Source organism: Litorisediminivivens sp. KMU-197 (genome assembly GCF_056858395.1).
On sequence record NZ_JBXEQG010000002.1, the window covers coordinates 95,016 to 115,940 of the forward strand.

Sequence of the window (20,925 nt, forward strand, 5' to 3'; positions counted from 1 at the left end):
TTCGCGACCTCGCGGTCTCATGATATGGTGCCGCAAAACATAAAAAAAACGAGGCGCGGTGCAGTATGCGGTTTCTTCGGATTCTTCTTTTGGTGTGCCTTGCGGTCGGCGTGTCAGCCTGCAGCAAGTTCAAGACATATAACGGCCCCGAGGTGACCCGCGTGGTCGTCGACAAGGGCGAGCGCAAGATGTACCTGCTGCATCACCAGAAGGTGTTGAAGCAGTACGACGTGGGTCTGGGCTTCACGCCCGAGGGACACAAGCTGAAACAGGGCGACGGTCGCACGCCGGAAGGCAATTATACGATCGACCGGCGCAATCCCAACAGCAGCTATTACCTGTCGATCGGCATCGACTATCCCAACGTGCGCGACGTTGCCAAGGCGCGCGCGGCCGGCGTCAAGCCGGGTGGAGACATCTTCATCCACGGCAAGCCCACCAAGCCCTTGGCCCGCAGGCGCATCAAGAAAACCGACGGGGACTGGACCGCCGGATGCATCGCCGTGAACAACGGCGATATGCGCGACATCTATGCCATGGTGAAGGACGGAACGCCGATCTCGATCCTGCCCTGAGATTGGCCTCCCGCCGTCCGCGCACTAGGCTCATACGGCAGGAGGCACCATGGCGGGACATCACCATCACCACGTCGATCCGGACGCCGGCGACCGCCGCGTGTTCACCGCGATTGCCGTCAACCTCGGCCTGACGCTGGCGCAGGTCATCGGCGGCCTTCTGTCCGGCAGCCTCGCCCTGATCGCGGACGCGCTGCACAATTTCTCCGACGCGATCTCGCTGATCATCGCCTTCGCCGCGCGCAAGATCGCCCGCAGGCCCCGCGATGCCCAGATGACCTTCGGCTATGGTCGGATCGAGGTCGTCGCCGCGCTGATCAACTACACCACGCTGATCCTCATCGGCCTTTATCTGCTTTACGAGGCCGCGATGCGCTTTGCCGATCCGCAGCCGGTCGGCGGCTGGATCATAGTCATCGTCGCCGGCATCGCGCTGCTGGTCGACCTCGTGACCGCGGCGCTGACCTACACCCTGTCGAAAAGCAGCGTGAACATCCGCGCCGCCTTTCTCCACAACGTGGCCGACGCCCTCGGTTCCGTCGCGGTGATCCTTGCCGGCACCCTGATCCTGTTGTTCGGATGGCATCTGGTCGACCCTCTCGTCACCGCGTTGATCGCAGGCTACATCCTCTGGCAAAGCCTCCGGGAAATCGGTCCCGTCATCCGCATCCTCATGCTCGGCAGCCCGCCCGACATCGAAACCCGCGCCGTGCTTGACGCGATCAGTTCCGTCGATGGCGTGACCGAGGTTCACCATGCCCATTTCTGGCAGATGGACGAACACCGCGCCGCGCTTGACGCGCATGTGGTTCTGGCAGCGGGCGAATGGTCGCGCGCGGACGCCATCAAGGACGCCATCAAGACATGCCTGCGCGACGACTTCGGCATCCATCACACCACGCTCGAGTTGGAATGCGCCGCCCACGCCTGCACCGACGCCGAGACCTTCGGCGGCGAAGGCGACCGGCAGACCGCCTGAGGCACAAGGTGTGCTACCCTTGCCGGATACCTTTCCCGCAAGGGTCATTTCCATGACCGACCCGTTTCAGAATCTCGCCGATCAAAGCGACGACCTGCTGCAGATGGTGGCCACCACGTTGGAAGAGCGGGCCGAAGACCCTGCGATGATCCCCACCATCGACGCCTATCTCGACGATATCGACTGGGCGCAGACGGGTCTCGCCGTCGAAGTCGGCAGCGGCACCGGCCCGATCTGCCGGATGATGGCGGCGCGTAGCTCGGGAACCCGCGTCGTCGGGGTCGAGCCTGCCGGACTGCTGGTCGAACGCGCCAAGGAACTTGCGCGGGACCTGCCCAACGTCAGCTTTCACACGGGCGGCGGCACCGATCTGCCCTGTGCCGACGGCGAAGCCGATCTGGTGGTCATGCACACCCTGCTCAGCCACGTCACCGCGCCGCCGGACTTCCTGTCCGAAGCACATCGCGTCCTGCGCGCCGGCGGTACGCTGGTCATCTGCGACAACGATTTCTCCAAAGGCACACTGGGCAACGCCTGGGGCGACCCGCTGCAATCCATGGCCGACTATTTCATCGAGAACTTCGTGACCGACCGCTACCTGACCGGCAAGCTCCGCGCCCTGACAACCGAGGCCGGGTTTGAAAACCGCACCTTCCGCATCACGCCCCGCGTCGTCACAGACAGCCACCAGATGGCGGCGTGGATCAGGTTCAGCGGCACCCACATGGTCGATCGCGGGCTCATCGGCCAGCCCCTCGTCGACGCGCTTCTGGCGGAATACGAGCGGCGGCAAACAGGTGGGATGCTCTACGGCTTTCAGGCCTTCGCGACGCTGATCGCCGAGAAGCCCTCAGCCGGCCTTACTTGAAGTCAGCGACAGGAACACGTCCTCAAGGTCCGCTTCCTGTGTCTTCACGTCGCGAATGCGGATACCGGCGGCGCGCACCGCTTCCAGCACGTCCTCGGCGCTGGTCTGGCTGGCGTTGTAGGTCAGAGTGATCGTGTCGCCGGTCTGTTCGGCCTCCAGTCCCTGCGCTTCCGGCAGGCGCGCGACCGGACCGTCTGGGACAATCACCATCGCCTTGCCCTCAAGCCGTCCCAGCAGGTTGGACGTGGAATCCCGCGCCACCACCTCTCCGTGGTTGACGATGGCGATCTCGTCGCACATCTCCTCGGCTTCCTCCAGATAATGCGTCGTCAGGATGATCGTCATGCCCCGCTCGCGGTTCAGCTTGCGCACGTTCTCCCACAGCATCTGCCGCAGTTCGATGTCGACGCCGGCCGTGGGTTCGTCCAGCACCAGCACCTGCGGATGATGCACCAGCGCCTTGCCCAGCAGAAGCCGCCGCCGCATCCCGCCCGACAGCGTCCGCGCATAGGCATTGGCCTTGTCCGACAGCCCCACCATCTCGAGGATCTCGTCGCTCCGCCGCTGCGCCTTCGGCACACCGTAAAGGCCCGCCTGCACCTCCAGCGCGGCACGCGGCGCAAAGAACGGATCGAGGTTCAGCTCCTGCGGCATCACGCCAATGGCGGCCCGCGACTGGCGCGGGTTCACATCCTGATCGAAGCCCCAGATCTTCACGGTGCCTTCGGTCTTGATCACCAGCCCCGCGAGGATGTTGATCAGCGTCGACTTGCCGGCGCCATTGGGCCCCAGCAGCCCGAAGACCGACCCCTGCGGAATGTCCAGATCGACGCCCTTCAGCGCCTCCTTGGCGGGGGATGTCCCCTGCGCCGCATAGACCTTGCGCAATCCGCGTAACTCGATGGCTGCCTCAGTCATGCCCGTACCCCCTGCTTGGTGACGGACAGCAGATACCGCGCCCGCGTGTCCGCTGAAACCGCGAAATCAGCTGTCGTCGCTCTGGCCCTTCTGCAACGCGCTTTCGATCCGCGCGGGTTTGGGGTTGCCCTTCTTCGCCGCGGGCCAGCCTTCGCGCTGGGCGGTGCGGTCGCCGTCGGTGTCCTCGGTCTGGTCGTGAAACAGCACCATCCGCGTCGGATAGGGCATGTCCACCCCGTCCGCGTCGAGCGCGTTGTAGACCTGCTTGATGACCTGCGCATAGACGTGCACCACGTCGGCGCGCTCCGGCTTCGTCCACCAGCGCAGGCGCACGGTGTTGCCATCGGCGTCCATCGACCACGGCAGCGCTTCCGGTGCGGGGTCGCTCAGCACGCCCTCGACGCCCGCACAGGTGTCGATCATGATCTTGCAGGCATTGTCGAAATCGTCGGAACAGCCGATCTGGATGTCATACTGCGACCGCCGCTTGTCGAAGGCGGTGTTCACCATGACGGCGTCGGTATAGATGTCCGCGTTCGGGATCACCACGCGACGGCCATCGTAGGTCTTGATCATGGTGGCGCGGGTCTCGATCCGCTCCACCGTGCCCTCGAACCCGCCCGAGACGATCTGATCGCCGACCTCGAAGGGCTGGCGCAGCAGGATCAGGATGCCGGCCAGCATGTTCTGCAGGATGTCCTTGAAGGCAAAGCCGATCGCCACCGACGAAATCCCCAACCCGGCGAACAGGTCGCCCGGGGTTATGGTCGGCGCGATGATGGTGATCGCCAGCATGACCCCGACGATGATGATCGCCCAGCGCGCCAGCGCACCGCCGACGTCGCCAAGGCTCGGACGGTCGCGGCGGTGCGCGACGCGGCTGATCAACCGCCCGATGAAACCGGCGATGATCCAGAACAGCACCAGCACCACCAGCGCGATCCCGATGTTCGGCAGAATGGTAAAGAACCCATCGACCCAGGCGTCGATTTTCTCGAAGAAGTTGCCGGTATCGGCATCGACCTTTTCCAATCCGGTATCTTCTTCCTGTTCCATGCACGCGCTCCCTGGCAGAAATCATCCTGATTGCATGCGAAATGGTCCGGTCTGACGGACCGTCAAGGTTCCAGCCTCTTGCTCCCCGGGGCCGGATCGGTATCATGCCGCCCGATGTGTCGCTAAGGCGCGTCACCCAAGTCACTCAACATTTCGGAACGCCCATGACCCTTGCCCCGCCCGAGACGCATATCGTGACCGCAACCCGTATCGCCTGCGACGGCGGCGAGGCGGCGCTGGGCCACCCCCGCGTGTGGCTTATGATCCCGGCCGAGACCGGCTGGGTGGAATGCCCGTACTGCGACGCCAAGTACGTTCACCAAGACCACGCGGACAAGGTCTGAGCATGGCGTTGCGTCGTCTCTCCGCAGCGCTGCTCGCGCTGGCCGTCTTTGCCGCGCTCGCATGGCGCATCGGGCTGAACATGCAGGTCAATGACTGGAGCCTGCCCACCGCGCTGTGGGAAATCTTCCGCTACTTCACCATCTGGACCAATTTCGCGGTGGGCGTCGCCGCCGCACTGATCGCACTGCGCGGGCGGCTCGACGGCCGGGTCTCGGGCGGGCTGGTTATGGCGATTGTCGCGGTCGGCATTGTCTATCACGCGCTTCTCGCGCATCTGAATGACTACACCGGCATCGACTTCGTGCTGGACGAGACGTTCCATACCATCGTGCCGATCTGGTTCGCCCTGCACTGGCTGGCTTTCGAACCGAAAGAGCGCATCAGCTTCGCCACCCTGCCGCTCTGGCTGGCCTATCCCGGTTTCTACTGCGTCTGGGCACTGGGCCGCGCGCAGTTTGACGGCAACTATCCCTACTTCTTCCTCGACATTGCCGATCACGGGCTCATGCAGGTGACGATCAACATCCTCGGCCTGATCGCCGCCTTCGCGGTGCTGGGCGCGGTGATCGTCGCGGTGGCCAAGGCGCTCGGACCCCGGCAGGTGGCGCAGCAGGGCTGAGGCCGGATTACGCGTATTCGCAAACCAGAGGGCGGGGACGGCTGGCCTTGCCCCCGCCGGCGTGGCATGAAACGGGCCGACGCCTAAAGGGGGACGCGCGATGTCGCAACAATTCGGCAAGGGATGCCACCTGCATCTGATCGACGGATCGGCCTATATCTTCCGCGCCTACCACGCGCTGCCGCCGCTCGCGCGCAAGTCCGACGGTCTGCCGATCGGCGCTGTCGCGGGCTTCTGCAACATGCTGCAGAAGTTTGTCGAGGATAACGCCGGACCCGACGCACCCACCCACGTGGCGGTGATCTTCGACAAGGGCAGCCACACCTTCCGCAACGAGCTTTATGATCAATACAAGGCCAACCGCGACGCCATGCCCGAGGACCTGCGGCCGCAGATCCCGCTGACCCGCCGCGCCACCGAGGCCTTCAACATCGCCTGCAAGGAGATCGAGGGCTTCGAGGCCGACGACATCATTGCCAGCCTTGCCTGTCAGGCCCGCGACGCCGGCGGCCGCGTCACCATCCTGTCGTCCGACAAGGACCTGATGCAACTGGTCGGCGAAGGCGTCGAGATGCTCGACCCGATGAAGAACAAGCGCATCGACAGCGATGGCGTGTTCGAAAAATTCGGCGTCGGCCCCGACCGGGTGGTCGACGTGCAGGCGCTGGCCGGCGACAGCGTCGACAACGTGCCCGGCGCCCCCGGCATCGGCATCAAGACCGCCGCGCTGCTGATCAACGAATTCGGCTCGCTCGAAGAGCTTCTGGACCGCGCCGAAGAGATCAAGCAGCCCAAGCGCCGCCAGACCCTGATCGAGAAACGCGACCAGATCGAACTGTCCAAGAAGCTGGTGCAACTCGACTGCGACATGGAACTCCCCTTCGGCCTCGACGATCTCGAAGTGCGCGAGCCCGACATCGACGTGCTGATGGATTTCGTCACCGAGATGGAGTTCCGCACCCTGTCCAAGCGCCTCGCCGACAAGTTCAACGTCGAGGCCCCGGTCATCGCCGAAAAAGCCCCCGCCGCCGCCGAAGCCGAGACGATCGAGCAACCGCCCTTCGCCCCCGACGCCTATGAATGCGTGCGCGACGCCGCAGCGCTTCAGGTTTGGATCGACCGCATCAATGACCGTGGCTACGTTGCCGTCGACACCGAGACCACCGGCCTCAACGACATGCGCGCCGATCTGGTGGGCATCTCGCTCTGCGTCAAACCGGGCGAAGCCTGCTATATCCCGCTGACCCACCGCGCCGCCGCCGCGGACGATCTCTTCGGCTCGGACACGCTGTCGGATGGCCAGATGGGGCTGGACGACTGCCTGACCCTGCTGAAGCCGGTGCTGGAAGACCCCGCCGTGCTGAAGATCGGCCAGAACATGAAGTACGACGCCAAGATCTTCGCCCGCAACGGCATCACCGTCGCACCCATCGACGACACCATGCTGATGTCCTACGCACTCAATGCCGGGCGCCACAATCACGGCATGGACGTGCTGTCGGAACGCTACCTGTCGCACAGCCCGATCCCCATCAAGGAAGTCATCGGCACCGGCAAGAGCCAGATCACCTTCGACCGGGTCGAGATCGACAAGGCCACCCGCTACGCCGCCGAAGACGCCGACATCACGCTCCGCCTCTGGCAGCAGTTCAAGCCGCAGCTTCACGCCCACCGCGTCACCCGCGTCTATGAGCGCATGGAGCGTCCCCTCGTGCCGGTGCTGGCCGAGATGGAGATGCACGGCGTCAAGGTCGACCGTGACACCCTCAGCCGCATGTCCAACGCCTTCTCGCAGAAGATGGCCGCGCTGGAGGATGAGATTCACACCCTCGCCGGCCGCAAGTTCAACGTCGGCTCCCCCAAGCAACTGGGCGAGATCCTGTTCGACGAAATGGGGATCGAGGGCGGTAAGAAGGGCAAAACCGGGGCCTATGCCACCGGTGCCGACATCCTCGAAGACCTCGCCACGCTGCACGACCTGCCCGCCCGCGTCCTCGATTGGCGGCAGCTCAGCAAGCTGAAATCCACCTACACCGACGCGCTGCAGGAACACATCCACCCGGACACAGGCCGCGTCCACACCTGCTATTCCATCGCCGGCGCCAACACCGGCCGTCTGGCGTCCACTGACCCCAACCTGCAAAACATCCCGATCCGCACCGAGGAGGGCCGCCGCATCCGCGAGGCCTTTGTCGCCGAGCCCGGCAACGTCCTCGTCTCGCTCGATTATTCCCAGATCGAGCTGCGCATCCTCGCCCATATCGCCGACATTCCGGCGCTCAAGGAAGCGTTCCGCGACGGTCAGGACATCCACGCCGCCACCGCGTCCGAGATGTTCGGCGTGCCGCTCGACCAGATGACCCCCGACGTCCGTCGTCAGGCCAAGGCGATCAACTTCGGCGTGATCTACGGCATTTCCGGCTTCGGCCTCGCCCGCAACCTGCGCATCCCCCGCGCCGACGCGCAGGGCTTCATCGACCGCTATTTCGAGCGGTTCCCGGGCATCAAGGAGTACATGGACAAGACCGTGGCCTTCGCGAAGGAAAACATGCGCGTCGAGACCCTCTTCGGCCGCCAGATCCACACCCCCGAGATCAACGCCAAGGGCCCCCACGCCGGCTTCGCCAAACGCGCCGCCATCAACGCCCCGATCCAGGGCACCGCCGCCGACATCATCCGCCGCGCCATGATCCGGATGCCCGCGGCGATCGAGGGGTTGCCCGCGCGGATGCTGCTACAGGTGCACGACGAGTTGCTGTTCGAGGTGGACGCAGGAGTGGCGGACGATCTAATCGGCCGCGCGCGGCAGGTGATGGAAGGCGCCGCCGACCCGGTGGTGAAGCTCGACGTGCCGCTGGTGGTGGACGCCGGGCAGGGGGCGAACTGGGCGGAGGCGCATTGAGGGAGCGAAACTCACCAGAAGTAGAAATAAGAGATTTAGTGACCCATGCTGACCACGTCATTCTGGGCCACCAGATCTTGGAGGAGGCCGAAAACCACATCAGCGACCGCTTCGGATACGCGAGAGTCACTCTTTTCCCGCTACAACCCCTAGATTTCTCTCGCCGCAGCCTGCAAAGTCCACCTTATAGTAAAATCATATGATTTCGGTGAAGGGCGCAGATGGAAGAGCTAGGCGCGAAGATTAATAGAATTCTAGACTATTTCGAAGGACTTGATTACGCAAAGCTTCTTAAGAACGGTGTAATAATTCTTTCTTTTTCGGTTTTGCATTTTATTGGGTATATCTACTTTGCATTTGATAGCGTTCCACCTTTCGTAGATTTCAAGTCTTTTTCAAGTCTAATTTTTGTGGCTGGAGGGTTCTTGGCAGTGGCAAGCCTTTTGAGCCGTGTTATTTCGATATTTTTTGTCAGGCTTTTGTTTCCGTATGTTCTGATGTTCTTAACGACGAAACGCCGGTCTAAGCATTTCTCTCTAAGAATTGCGCGCCGTGATGACAATGGGTTTGCTTTGCCGGCAGAACATCTGGCTCGGCGTCAGTATTTAAAACGGAATATTTATAGAGCTAGGAAAGTCTACATCAAAGCTTTAGAAATCCCCGAGAGGCGATATGATCTAGTTGTAAGATTTACACTACTGGGTCTAATATTCTCTTTTCTGTATCTCGGTTGGAGGATAGCGCCGATCTGTATTGCGGTCTTGACTGTATATTCTCTTGTCTTATTCTTTGCTTACTCCATAGTATATATCGTTCTTGAGTTGACCGCCACAGTCGTGATTAGTGAAAATAGGTCTGAAAGGGATCAAAGCCGGAGGGCGTCTTTATGGCAAGCACTACGCCATATATCTTCGATAAAGACTCTATTTGTCCTTCGAAAAGGTCAGCTAAGTGCGGCAGGCCAATCCTTAAGGCTATTCGTGTCCGCAAACGTCGGCCTTATGATAGTCATATCGGCGCTTGTGTTCGGTGCAGGTAGGTCCGCTCACATTCTCAGCACTGACAACTTTGAGATTAAAACAACAAGTAGCCGTACAGAAGAAATCATCTCATTGTCAGTCGTCTTAGTGACCTCCGATGGTATCTTGGGTAAAACGACGAAGGATCAATCCATGTTATTTATATCTTTTGATGCGGCACATGTGATAAAGCCGAACTACGATATCCAGCCGACATCTTACGTCAAACCGTTGGTTCACATGTTGATGCCGTTTCTTTGAGGCTAGGTTTAGAAGCTGGTGCGGGTTCAGATCTTTCGGAGCGCATCTAGGAGCCTACTGTAACATTTCTTTCACCCCAACTCCCCAGACGGTATAACCCCAAAGAACTCCCCCGACGACCACACCCCGAACCAGCTCTCCCCGTCCACGTCCTCGTGACAGCCGATCTCCACCAGCCGGTAAAAGCTCTTCCGGTCGATCAGCGCCTCCAACTCCGCCCGCACCAGCACATAAGGCGAGGGCTCGCCGGTTTCCGCGTCCCGCTCCACCCGGATCGGTGCCTCCGGCCCGGCCACCGTGAAATCGCCCACGTTGGTCTCAAACGTCAGCACCTGCTCCCGCCCGGACCCGGACACCTCGAAATCCACCGCCACGAAGGGCGCATCGTCGACCGTAATCCCCACCTTCTCGACTGGCGTCACCAGCACGTAGCGGTCGCCGTCCTTGCGCAGGATGGTCGAGAACAGCCGCACCAGAGCCTTCCGCCCGATCGGCGTCCCGAGGTAGAACCACGTCCCGTCCCGTGCGATGCGCATATCGATGTCGCCGCAGTCGTCGGGGTTCCACCGATGCACCGGCGGCAGACCCTTGCCCTTGCTCGCCGCCTTGGCCTGCGCAGCGATACCGTCCGCCGAGGGCTGCGCGCGATTTTGTGACGTCATTGCTTTTGCCATTTCCTGTTTCAGCGATACACTCACAGCCAGTGACCTAGTGCGCAAGGAGCAGTTTTCATGACAGACGCCCAGGATCTTGTGGCCGACATCGAGGCCTTGGAGACGAAACTGGCCCTTGCCCGCGAGTCCATTACCAAGCGCTTCATCGGACAGGAGCGTGTGGTGGACCTCACCCTCTCGGCCCTCCTGTGCGGCGGCCACGCGCTGCTGATCGGCCTGCCCGGGCTGGGCAAGACGCGGCTGGTCGAGACGCTCTCGACCGTCATGGGCCTGCACGGCAATCGCATCCAGTTCACGCCGGACCTGATGCCAGCCGATATTCTGGGCTCCGAAGTGCTGGAGACCGCCTCCGACGGCTCCCGCGCCTTCAAGTTCATCGAGGGCCCGGTGTTCTGCCAGCTTCTGATGGCCGATGAGATCAACCGCGCCAGCCCCCGCACCCAGTCCGCGCTGCTGCAAGCCATGCAGGAGAAACAGGTCACCGTCGCGGGCGAGAACCGCAAGCTGGCCGCGCCGTTCCACGTCCTCGCCACCCAGAACCCGATCGAGCAGGAGGGCACCTATCCGCTCCCCGAGGCGCAGCTCGACCGGTTCCTTGTGCAGGTCGACGTGCTCTACCCCGACCGCGACACCGAGCGTGACATCCTGCTCGCCACCACCGGCGTCATGGAAGACGACGCCCACGCCGTTTTCACCGCCGAGGAACTGATCGCCGCCCAGACCCTGCTGCGCCGTATGCCGGTGGGCGAAAGCGTGATGGAGATGATCCTCGATCTGGTGCGCGCCTTCCGCCCCGACGAGCCCGAAGCCTCGGACAGCGTCCGTGAAAACGTCGCCTGGGGCCCTGGTCCCCGTGCCGCGCAGGCGCTGATGCTGACGGTCCGCGCCCGTGCGCTGATCGAAGGCCGCCTCGCGCCTTCGGTCGACGACGTGATCGACATGGCCAAACCCGTGCTGTCGCACCGCATGGCACTGAACTTCGCGGCCCGCGCGCGCGGCATGTCGCTGTCCGGCCTGATCGACGACACCGCCGCCAACCTGTCGCGGACCGAGGCCGCGGCTTGACCCACAGCCCCGCCCATCTGCGCGCCAGATCCGAGGAAGAGGCCGCCACGCTTCCGCCCCTGCTAGCCCACGCCGAACATCTGGCGGGCACGGTGCTGCTGGGCGAACACGGCCGCCGGCGCGCCGGGGTGGGCGACGATTTCTGGCAGTACCGACCGGCGCAGCCCGGCGACCGTCGCCGCAGCATCGACTGGCGGCGTTCGGCCCGGTCCGACGGCACCTATGTCCGCGAACGCGAATGGCAGATCGCGCAAAGCGTCATGCTCTGGGTCGATCAGGCGGCCTCGATGCGGTTTTCCTCAACCAAGGACCTGCCCGAAAAGGGCGAGCGCGCCCGCCTGCTGGCCATGGCCACCGCCATCCTGCTGGTGCGCGGCGGCGAACGGGTCGGCCTGACCGGCGGCAGCCTCCCCCCTAGGCGCGGCGAGGCGCAAATCATCCGGCTGGCCGAAGCCTTTTCGCAGGACGATGCGCAGGACTACGCCGATCCCGAGGCACGCCTGATGCTGCCCCATGCCCGCGCCATCTTTATTTCCGACTTCCTCGCCCCCACCGAACCCGTCGAGGCCGCGCTGACCAAGGCCGCCGACCGGGGCGTCAAGGGCGTGCTGCTGCAAGTGCTCGACCCTTCGGAGGAATCCTTCCCGTTCCGTGGCCGCACCATTTTCGAAAGCGTCGGCAAGACCGTCCGCCACGAAACCCTGAAGGCCGCCGAGCTGCGCGACCGCTACCTGCAACGTCTGGCCGAGCGCAAGGACTGGCTCACCGGGATCACCCGCGCCACCGGCTGGCAATACCACCTGCACCACACCGATCACACCGCCCATGAGGCGCTGCTCTGGCTCTATCGCACGTTGGAGGACGCGAGGTGACACTGTTCGGCATCGGCTTCCTCTCGCCCTGGCTGCTGCTGGGCCTCGCGGCATTGCCGATCCTCTGGATCATCCTGCGCGCCGTGCCGCCCGCGCCGATCCGCCGGATGTTCCCCGGCGTGGTGCTGCTGTTGGGCCTCAAGGACGACGATCAGGTCACCGACCGCACCCCGTGGTGGCTGCTGCTGCTGCGCATCCTCGCCGTTGCCGCAATCATCATCGGCCTTGCCGGCCCCATCCTGAACCCGCGCGAAGAGGGCGACCGCGGCTCCGGCCCGCTGCTCATCGCCATGGACGCAAGCTGGGCCAGCGCCGGCGACTGGGCCGCGCAGTCCGAAGCCCTCGAGGCGCTGCTTCTCGAAGCACAGCGCGACAACCGCACTGTCGCCATGCTGCGGCTGACCCAGCCTCAGCCGATCCGCTTTCAGGCCGCCGACACCTGGCGCTCGCGCCTTCCAGGCCTCGCCCCGCAACCCTGGCTGCCCGGTGAAACCCTCTACGACGACGCCACTGCCGCGCTGGGCGACGCTGATTTCGACACCCTCTGGCTCTCCGACGGTCTCGCCCACGACGCCCGCGCCGGTTTCCTCGCCGAGCTTGAATCTCGCGGCACCGTCCGCGTGGTCCAATCCGCACGGCCGCTGATCGTCCTTGCCCCGCCGGGCTTCGAGGACGGCGCCATTCAGCTTGCCCTGCGCCGCATCGACACCGCGGGCGCCTACGAGGCCGCGGTGTCCGCCCACGGCAAGGACCCCTCGGGTAACCCCGCCGTCCTTGCCCGCACCACCGCCGAATTCGCCGCCGGAGACGACACCGCAACCATTGCCCTGTCGCTGCACGCCGAACTCCGCGCCCGCATCACACGGTTCGAGGTCGAAGGCCAGCGCTCCGCCGCCGCCACAGCCCTGTCGGACGACAGCTTGCAACGCCGCGAAGTCGCGCTGATCGCCGGTCGCGAAGACCGCGAGGGTCTCGAGCTGCTGTCCCCGCTCCACTACCTCGAACGCGCGCTCGAACCCAACGCCGACCTGCTGCAAGGCGCGCTCACCGATATCCTGCCCGCCAATCCCGACGTGGTGGTGCTGGCCGACGTCGCCACCCTCGCCCCCGGCGAGGAAGAGGCGCTGCTGGATTGGGTCGAGGATGGCGGCCTGCTGTTGCGCTTCGCCGGTCCCCGCCTTGCCGCGTCGGATGTCAGCCGCGCCGAAGAGCACCCGCTGATGCCGGTGCGTCTGCGCGCCGGCGGCCGCACCGTCGGCGGCGCCATGTCGTGGGGCGAACCCAAGGCGCTCGCGCCCTTCGCCGACGACAGCCCCTTCGCGGGTCTGCCCGTCCCCGATGATGTCCGCATCAGCGCGCAGGTCATGGCCCAGCCCGACCAGACGCTGGCCGACCGCGTGATCGCGCAACTGGCCGACGGGACGCCGCTGGTCACCCGCAAGCGGATCGAGCAGGGACAGGTCGTGCTGGTCCACGTCACCGCCAACGCCGAATGGTCCACCCTGCCGCTGTCGGGCCTCTTCGTGCAGATGCTCGACCGGCTCGCCGTGTCCTCCTCGGCCAGCACCCCCGACGCCGACAGTCTCGACGGCACCACGTGGGAGCCGCTTCAGGTCATGGACGCCTTCGGCACCCTCAGCGATGCCGGCACCCTGCCGGGCGTCGACGGGCCGGACCTTGTCACCGCCGATCTCGGCCCCGACCTGCTGCCCGGCCTCTACGCCAGCGAAGACCGCCGGCTGGCCCGCAACGTCATCACCGAGGACACCGAACTGGCCGCCGCCCAGTGGCCCGCCCGCATCACCGTCGAGGGACTCAGCCGCCCGCAGGAAATGCCGCTGGCCGGTATCCTGCTCAGTGCGGCCCTTGCGCTGCTGCTGATAGACGTGATCGCCTCGCTGGCGCTGGCGGGGCGCCTCACCGGCAACCTGCGCACCGCCGCCACCGTGCTGGCCGCGCTGCTGCTGATGCAGTCGCCGGCCGAGGCGCAGCAGCAGGGCAGCGACGATTTCGCGCTGCTGGCCACCTCCGAACTGGTCCTCGCCCATGTCCTGACCGGCGATCCGCAAATCGACGATACCGCCGCCGCCGGCCTTCGGGGCCTGTCGGAAACCCTGTTCTTCCGCACCTCGGTCGAGCCCGCCGATCCCATCGGCGTCAACCTCGAAACCGATGAACTGGCCTTCTTCCCCTTCCTCTACTGGCCGATCCATGCCGGCCAGCCGATCCCCTCGCAAGAGGCCTATGCCAAGCTGAACGAATACCTGCGCTCCGGCGGCATGATCCTGTTCGACACCCGCGATGCCGACGTGGCGGGCTTCGGCGCGGCCTCGCCCAACGGCCAGCGCCTGCAACGCCTCGCCGCGCCGCTCGACATTCCGCCGCTCGAACCGGTGCCCGAGGATCACGTCCTCACCCGCACCTTCTATCTGCTTCAGGACTTCCCCGGCCGCCACGCCGGCCGCGATGTCTGGGTCGAGGCCGCCCCGCCGGATGCCGAACGCATCGAGGGCATGCCCTTCCGCAACCTGAACGACGGGGTGACGCCGGTGGTGATCGGCGGCAACGACTGGGCGGCGGCCTGGGCGATGGATGATCGCGGCAACGCGATCTATCCGGTCGGGCGCGGCTACAGCGGCGAACGCCAGCGCGAACTGGCCTACCGCTTCGGCGTCAATCTGATCATGCATGTGCTGACCGGCAACTACAAATCCGATCAGGTTCACGTGCCTGCGCTGCTCGACAGGCTGGGCCAATGACCGGAACCATCGTCTTCGACCCGATGCTGCCCTGGCCGGTGCTGGCCGGGGTTGCCCTGCTGGTGCTGGTCGCCGTCAGCCTGGCGCTCTGGCGCGGCCTCTCCGGATGGGGCCTGCGTCTGCTCGGCGGGCTGGTGGTGCTGGCGGCGCTGGCGCAACCCGCCTATCAAGAGGAAGACCGCGCGCCCCTGACCGACATCGTCATGCTGGTCGAGGATGAGAGCGCCTCGCAGCAGCTCGACGACCGGGCCGAGACAACCGCCACTGCCGCCGACCGCCTCGAAACCACGCTAGCGGCCCGCGACAACACCGAGGTGCGCCGCGTCACCGTGGGCGACGGCGAAGGCGATCTCGGCACCCAGTTGATGACCGCGCTCAACACCGCGATGGCCGAAGAACCCCGCGCCCGCATCGCCGGCATCATCGCCCTGTCGGACGGCCGCATCCACGATATGGCCCGCGCCCCCGCGCTGCCCGCCCCCATGCACCTGCTGCTCACCGGGCATGAGGACGACTGGGACCGCCGCCTGATTGTCTCCAATGCCCCCGCCTTCGCCATCCTCGGCGAGCCCGTCACCCTGACGCTGCGGGTCGAGGACTCGGGCGCCGCCCCCGGCGACACCCAAACGCCGCTGCTGGTTTCGATCGACGGCGGCGAACCGCAGGAATTCATGGTCACGCTGGGGCAGGATATCGAGATTCCCCTGACGCTGCCCCACGGCGGCCGCAACGTGCTGCAATTCACTGTCCCGGAGGCCGACGGCGAACTGACCGACCGCAACAACACCGCGCTGATCCAGATCAACGGCGTCCGCGACCGGTTGCGGGTGCTGCTGGTCTCGGGCGAGCCGCACCCCGGCGGCCGCACCTGGCGCAACCTGCTGAAATCCGACAGCTCGGTCGATCTCGTCCACTTCACCATCCTGCGCCCACCCGAAAAGCAGGACGGCGTCCCGGTGCGCGAACTGTCCCTCATCGCCTTCCCGACCCGCGAGCTGTTCCTTGAGAAGATCGACGATTTCGACCTGATCATCTTCGACCGCTACAAGCGCCGCGGTATCCTGCCGGCGATCTACCTCGACAACGTCGCCCGCTATGTCGAAGAGGGCGGTGCCGTCCTCGTGGCCTCAGGCCCGGATTTCGCCAGCGCCGACTCGCTCTACCGCTCGCCATTGTCCGAGGTCGTGCCGGCCGCGCCCACCGCCCGCGTGATCGAGCAGGGATATGCGCCCAAGGTCACCGACCTCGGTGAACGCCACCCGGTGACCTCCGGGCTCGGCAATCCGGACGACTGGGGCCGCTGGCTGCGCCAGATCGAGATCACCCCCGACAGCGGCGAGGTGCTGATGTCCGGTGTCGACGACAAGCCGCTTCTGGTGCTCGACCGCGTCGGCCAGGGCCGCGTCGCGCTTCTGGCCTCCGACCACGCCTGGCTATGGTCGCGCGGCTTCGAGGGCGGCGGCCCGCAACTGGAACTGCTGCGTCGGCTGGCGCACTGGATGATGAAGGAACCGGAGCTGGAGGAGGAAACCCTCTACGCCGAGGCCACCGGCCAGACCATGCGCATCATTCGCCGCACCCTTGATGAACAGGCCGGCCCGGTGACGGTGATCGGCCCCGACGGCTCCGAGGTCGTGCTGGAGCTAAAAGAGGTCAGCCCCGGCCGCTTTGAGGCCATCCACGAAGGCCCCGAAATCGGGCTCTATCGTCTGGTCGACGGCGATGTCGAAAGCGTCATCGGCCTTGGCCCCGCCGCGCCCAAGGAATTCGAGGAAACCATCGCCACCGCCGCGGTGGTCGAGCCGCTGATCGACACCCTGCGCGGCGGCGTCCTGCGGCTGGACGACGGCCTGCCGCGCATCCGCGACGTGCGCGAAGGCCGCCCCGCCGCGGGCCGCGGCTGGATCGGCCTCACCCCGCGCGGTGCCTTCGAAACCCGCGATGTGACACAGGTGCCGGTGCTGCCGTCGTGGCTGGTTCTGCTTCTTGCCTCGGTGCTGATCGTCGGCGCATGGCTGCGCGAAGGGCGCAGCTAGGGGTCCGGCAGAATCGGACCGGTGCCCGGCGCGAGATCACGCACCCTGCGGCGTCGCAGGCACCATTGGCTTTGAAAGATAAGCGGCGCGCCGGGCCGTCAGTACCCGCCGTGGCCCGAAGGCTTCAGCTCGACCCGCACGGCTTCCTTCGCCCAGCCGTGTTTCGAACACCGCGCCCGCACCAGCACCACCCGCGCGCCGTCGGGTATCATCACGCCGCGCAGCGACCGGGTGAACGGCTGCTCGTGCACATGTGGATGATGCAGCTTGCGAGATCCCAGCCGTTCGCCATCCAGCGCCAGAACCTCCCAGCCGTCGGCGAAGTGGTCCCAGCCGGTATCGGCATGGCGCAGCGTTACCTTGAATTCCCAGCCCATGTCTGGCCTCGTCGCAGTGACGTCGACGATCTCGGGCGCCGCGGCACCGGCGAGGTTTGCGCTGAAGGCAAAGGCGAAGATCAGGGCGGATCGGATCATTTGGGCTCCGGACGGGCAGTTTCAGGCACCAATAGGGCTGCGCGGGATTGCGAGGCGAACTCGCGTCGGTAAAGAACCGCCAGCGTGAACGACACCGCCAATATGAGGGGAACCGCGCCCAAAAGCCATGCGGTCGCCGCCATCGCGAAGTAAATTGATCGTAATCCCCTGTTATAAGCGCGTGCGGCGGTGATGTTCAGTTCGGCCGCCTTCATCGCCCTCGGATGCGCCGCCGGGTGCTCGGGATCGTTCGGCACCGACGCCATGATCACCGCGCAATAGCCGAACAGACGGTGCGACCAGACGAATTTCAGGAAGCCGTTGACCACCAGCAGGATCATCACCAGCAGCTTCAGTTCCCAGACGATGATCGGGTCGCGCTCCAGCGTCAGGTCCTCGGCCAGCCCGGCCAGCCGCTCTGCATTGCCGATCAGCGCCAGCCCGCCGCCGATCGCGATCATGCAGGCCGAGGCGAAGAATGCCGTGCCCTGCCGCAGGATGCCGAGGATCTGGCTGTCGAAGATGCGCGGGTCGCGGGTCAGCATCTGCTCCATCCAGTCGCGCCGATACCGCCCGGTCAGCGACGAGACCGAGGCCCGCTTGCCCGGATATTCGATCAACAGCCCGATCCCCAGCCAGGCCACGATCAGCAGGATCAGACCGGCGAGGTCCCAATAGGTGAACAGGTGCAGGCGGTCGGTCCATGTCATGGCCGCAGCCTAGTGGGGTTGCTGTCCCGGCGAAAGGGGTGCGTCTTCAAGACCTTGCGGACAGGCCCGGCGTCGTGTCAGGCTCGGACTTGCTTTTAGGCGAAATTGGTTATATTTCTTTACCAATCCACAGGAGGCCCGCCCATGCAGATGCCAGACCCCCGCCCCGAACGGCTCGCGCGGAAAGACGATCTGGCCGCAGACCTGCGCAAGGTGCTTCCCGATACCGCTGTCATACACGATCCCGCCGAGTTGCGCGCCTATGAATGTGACGCGCTCTCGGCCTATCGCTGTCCGCCGATGCTGGCGGTATTGCCCTCGACCACCGAAGAGGTCGCCGCCGTGCTCAGGCTCTGCCACGCCGCCGGTGTCCCGGTGGTGCCGCGCGGCGCAGGCACCTCGCTCGCGGGCGGGTCGATGCCGACGGCGGATTCGGTGATCCTCGGCGTGGCGCGGCTGAACGCGGTGCTGGAAACCGACTACGACAACCGCTTCATCCGCGTGCAGACCGGGCGCACCAACCTGTCGGTCACCGGCGCGGTCGAGGAAGAGGGCTTCTTCTACGCCCCCGATCCCTCGTCGCAGCTGGCTTGCGCCATCGCCGGCAACATCGCGATGAACTCGGGCGGGGCGCATTGCCTGAAATACGGCGTCACCACCAACAACCTGCTGGGCGTGACAATGGTGCTGATGGACGGCACCGTGGTGGAACTGGGCGGCGCGCACATGGACGCCGGCGGCCTCGACCTGCTGGGGGTGATCTGCGGCAGCGAGGGCCAGCTCGGCGTCGTGACCGAGGCGACCCTGCGCATCTTGCCCAAGCCCGAGGGCGCGCGCCCGGTGCTGATGGCCTTCGACAGCAACGAGGTCGCCGGCGCCTGCGTGTCCGATATCATCCGCGCCGGCATCCTGCCGGTCGCCATCGAATTCATGGACCGCCCCTGCATCCGCGCCTGCGAAGCCTTCGCGCAGGCCGGATACCCCGACTGCGAGGCGCTGCTGATTGTCGAGGTCGAAGGCTCCGACGCCGAGATCGACGACCAACTGTCCCGCATCATGCAGATTGCCCGCCGTCACGATCCGCTGGAACTGCGCGAGGCGCAGGACGCCGACGAAGCGGGGCGCATCTGGCTGGGCCGCAAGTCGGCCTTCGGCGCGATGGGCCAGATCAACGACTACATGTGCCTCGACGGCACCATCCCGGTGAACGAGCTACCTTACGTCCTGAAACGCATCGGCGAGCTGAGCGAGGCCTTCGGCCTCGGCGTCGCCAACGTGTTTCACGCCGGCGACGGCAACATGCACCCGCTGATCCTCTACAACGCCAACACGCCCGGCGATCTGGAGAAATGCGAAGCCTACGGCGCCGAGATCCTCAAGCTCTGCGTCGAGGTCGGTGGCTGCCTGACCGGCGAACACGGCGTCGGCATCGAGAAGCGGGACCTGATGTGGCACCAGTACACGGCGGCGGACATGGAGGCGCAGATGGCGGTAAAGGATGTCTTCGACCCCGACTGGCTGCTCAACCCCGCCAAGGTATTCCCGCTGGACGCCTCCGAAGGCCGGCGGGCGGTGGCCAGGGCGGCGTGATCTTCGGGGGCGCTGCCCCCGGACCCCCGGGATATTTCTGACCAGAAGAAGAGCTGGACATGCGACCTGAGACCGAGGCCGAACTTGCCGAACTGATTGCCGGGGCCAAGGGGCCGTTGCGCATACGCGGCGGCGGCACGCGTGACGTGGGGCGCCCGGTCGCGGGCGCGGTGCTGGAAACCGGTGGCCTGTCCGGCATCACGCTCTACGAACCCGGCGCGCTGACCATGGTGGCAAAGGCCGGCACCCCGCTGGCCGAAATCGAAGCGGCGCTGGCGGCCGAGGGCCAGCGGCTGGCCTTCGAGCCGGCCGACTGGCGCGGGCTGCTGGGCACCGAGGGCGACAGCACCATCGGCGGCGTGGTGGCCGCCAACGTCAGCGGGCCGCGCCGGGTGACGGTCGGGGCCTGCCGCGACTTCATGCTGGGCGTGCGCTTCGTCGATGGTGCCGGCAACGTGGTGAAGAACGGCGGCCGGGTGATGAAGAACGTCACCGGCTATGACTTGGTAAAGCTGATGTGCGGCGCATGGGGCACGCTGGGCGTGCTGACCGAGGTGTCCTTCAAGGTGCTGCCCAAGGCCGAGGCGGTCGGCGTCCTGCTCTGCGAGGGGTTGGACGACCGGACCGCCGTCAAGGCGCTCGGCCGGGCGCTGGGGTCCCCGTGGGAGGTTTCGGGCGCGGCGCATCTGCAACAGGGCTTGGACGGCGCGCCGGTGACGATGATCCGGCTCGAGGGGCTGGAGGGCGCAGTGGCCTATCGCTGTGACGAAATGCAGAAGCTGCTGGCCGACATCGGCGCGTTCACAATCGAGCGCGACCCCGAGCGCACTGCGGCGGGCTGGCGCTACATCCGCGACGTCGAGCCGTTTCACGGCCAGACGGGCGCGGTCTGGCGGGTCTCGGTGAAGCCGTCCGACGGACCTGCGGTCTCGGCGGCACTGGGCGAGGCCGGGGTGGAACACCGCGCGGTCTATGACTGGGGCGGCGGGCTGGTCTGGCTGCTGGTGCCCGAGGCAACGCAGGTCCGGGACGCGGTGCAGCATCTGGGCGGCCATGCGACGCTGATGCGCGGCTCGGACACGGGCGGGCGCGACACCCCGGTGTTCCAGCCGCAACCCGCACCGCTTGCGCAGATCGAAGCCGGACTGCGGCGGAAATTCGACCCGAGGGGTCTCTTGAACCCTGGACTGATGGGATAGGG

The 20,925-nt window shown here is 65.5% G+C and carries 18 protein-coding genes; 13 read left to right on the forward strand and 5 right to left on the reverse strand.

Going from position 1 to position 20,925, the window contains the following annotated elements; genetic code table 11:
- Positions 1-65 precede the first annotated feature (65 nt).
- From AC04PT_RS05370 to AC04PT_RS05380, 3 genes are read left to right on the forward strand one after another with little or no spacing between them, the layout of a single operon-like run.
- Positions 66-575 (forward strand): L,D-transpeptidase family protein, encoded by a 510-nt coding sequence (locus tag AC04PT_RS05370; protein ID WP_482872547.1) that lies wholly within the window; start codon positions 66-68, stop codon positions 573-575.
- A 49-nt stretch (positions 576-624) separates the two neighbouring features.
- Positions 625-1,554, forward strand: coding sequence for a cation diffusion facilitator family transporter (locus AC04PT_RS05375; protein ID WP_482872548.1), 930 nt, complete (start codon positions 625-627; stop codon positions 1,552-1,554).
- A 52-nt stretch (positions 1,555-1,606) separates the two neighbouring features.
- The gene (locus AC04PT_RS05380) at positions 1,607-2,422 is read left to right on the forward strand and encodes a methyltransferase domain-containing protein (RefSeq protein WP_482872549.1); all 816 of its coding nucleotides are present in this window, start codon (positions 1,607-1,609) and stop codon (positions 2,420-2,422) included.
- Here the strand turns inward: AC04PT_RS05380 and AC04PT_RS05385 are convergent.
- Entirely contained in the window at positions 2,405-3,340 is a 936-nt protein-coding gene (locus AC04PT_RS05385) for an ABC transporter ATP-binding protein (protein ID WP_482872550.1), read from the reverse strand. The two genes, AC04PT_RS05380 and AC04PT_RS05385, sit on opposite strands and share 18 nt — an antisense overlap.
- A gap of 66 nt (positions 3,341-3,406) precedes the next feature.
- Positions 3,407-4,396, reverse strand: coding sequence for a mechanosensitive ion channel family protein (locus AC04PT_RS05390; RefSeq protein WP_482872551.1), 990 nt, complete (start codon positions 4,394-4,396; stop codon positions 3,407-3,409).
- Positions 4,397-4,560: 164 nt separating this feature from the next.
- Here AC04PT_RS05390 and AC04PT_RS05395 point away from each other — a divergent pair, with 164 nt between their 5' ends.
- The 4 genes from AC04PT_RS05395 to AC04PT_RS05410 all read left to right on the forward strand — a co-directional run bounded on the left by AC04PT_RS05395 (position 4,561) and on the right by AC04PT_RS05410 (position 9,542).
- Positions 4,561-4,740 (forward strand): zinc-finger domain-containing protein, encoded by a 180-nt coding sequence (locus AC04PT_RS05395; RefSeq protein WP_482872552.1) that lies wholly within the window; start codon positions 4,561-4,563, stop codon positions 4,738-4,740.
- Positions 4,741-4,742: 2 nt separating this feature from the next.
- Positions 4,743-5,360 (forward strand): Pr6Pr family membrane protein, encoded by a 618-nt coding sequence (locus AC04PT_RS05400; protein ID WP_482872553.1) that lies wholly within the window; start codon positions 4,743-4,745, stop codon positions 5,358-5,360.
- A gap of 100 nt (positions 5,361-5,460) precedes the next feature.
- The gene (gene polA / locus AC04PT_RS05405; protein ID WP_482872554.1) at positions 5,461-8,262 is read left to right on the forward strand and encodes a DNA polymerase I; all 2,802 of its coding nucleotides are present in this window, start codon (positions 5,461-5,463) and stop codon (positions 8,260-8,262) included.
- 221 nt (positions 8,263-8,483) lie between these two features.
- Complete coding sequence (locus AC04PT_RS05410; RefSeq protein ID WP_482872556.1) at positions 8,484-9,542, forward strand: hypothetical protein; 1,059 nt, start codon at positions 8,484-8,486, stop codon at positions 9,540-9,542.
- Positions 9,543-9,613: 71 nt separating this feature from the next.
- Here AC04PT_RS05410 and AC04PT_RS05415 read toward each other — a convergent pair whose 3' ends face one another.
- Positions 9,614-10,204, reverse strand: a complete 591-nt coding sequence (locus AC04PT_RS05415; RefSeq protein ID WP_482872557.1) for a DUF1285 domain-containing protein — start codon at positions 10,202-10,204, stop codon at positions 9,614-9,616.
- A gap of 69 nt (positions 10,205-10,273) precedes the next feature.
- Here AC04PT_RS05415 and AC04PT_RS05420 point away from each other — a divergent pair, with 69 nt between their 5' ends.
- The 4 genes from AC04PT_RS05420 to AC04PT_RS05435 are packed head-to-tail and all read left to right on the forward strand — an operon-like array spanning position 10,274 to position 16,948.
- A complete protein-coding gene (locus AC04PT_RS05420; RefSeq protein WP_482872558.1) occupies positions 10,274-11,281 on the forward strand; it encodes an AAA family ATPase in 1,008 nt (335 codons plus the stop codon).
- Positions 11,278-12,153 (forward strand): DUF58 domain-containing protein, encoded by an 876-nt coding sequence (locus AC04PT_RS05425; RefSeq protein ID WP_482872559.1) that lies wholly within the window; start codon positions 11,278-11,280, stop codon positions 12,151-12,153. The genes AC04PT_RS05420 and AC04PT_RS05425 overlap by 4 nt, the downstream gene beginning before the upstream one ends.
- A complete protein-coding gene (locus AC04PT_RS05430; protein WP_482872560.1) occupies positions 12,150-14,912 on the forward strand; it encodes a DUF4159 domain-containing protein in 2,763 nt (920 codons plus the stop codon). Before AC04PT_RS05425 ends, AC04PT_RS05430 begins: the two co-directional genes overlap by 4 nt.
- The gene (locus tag AC04PT_RS05435; protein ID WP_482872561.1) at positions 14,909-16,948 is read left to right on the forward strand and encodes a glutamine amidotransferase; all 2,040 of its coding nucleotides are present in this window, start codon (positions 14,909-14,911) and stop codon (positions 16,946-16,948) included. Before AC04PT_RS05430 ends, AC04PT_RS05435 begins: the two co-directional genes overlap by 4 nt.
- Before the next feature lie 98 nt (positions 16,949-17,046).
- Here AC04PT_RS05435 and AC04PT_RS05440 read toward each other — a convergent pair whose 3' ends face one another.
- Positions 17,047-17,424 (reverse strand): hypothetical protein, encoded by a 378-nt coding sequence (locus AC04PT_RS05440; protein ID WP_482872562.1) that lies wholly within the window; start codon positions 17,422-17,424, stop codon positions 17,047-17,049.
- On the reverse strand, positions 17,421-18,134 hold the full coding sequence (locus tag AC04PT_RS05445) for a DUF599 domain-containing protein (protein WP_482872564.1): 714 nt from the start codon (positions 18,132-18,134) through the stop codon (positions 17,421-17,423). Before AC04PT_RS05445 ends, AC04PT_RS05440 begins: the two co-directional genes overlap by 4 nt.
- Positions 18,135-18,278: 144 nt before the next feature.
- On the opposite strand from AC04PT_RS05445, the gene AC04PT_RS05450 reads away from it, so the two are divergent.
- On the forward strand, positions 18,279-19,724 hold the full coding sequence (locus AC04PT_RS05450; RefSeq protein ID WP_482872565.1) for an FAD-linked oxidase C-terminal domain-containing protein: 1,446 nt from the start codon (positions 18,279-18,281) through the stop codon (positions 19,722-19,724).
- A gap of 59 nt (positions 19,725-19,783) precedes the next feature.
- The gene (glcE, locus tag AC04PT_RS05455) at positions 19,784-20,923 is read left to right on the forward strand and encodes a glycolate oxidase subunit GlcE (protein ID WP_482872566.1); all 1,140 of its coding nucleotides are present in this window, start codon (positions 19,784-19,786) and stop codon (positions 20,921-20,923) included.
- The last annotated feature ends 2 nt before the right edge of the window (positions 20,924-20,925 follow it).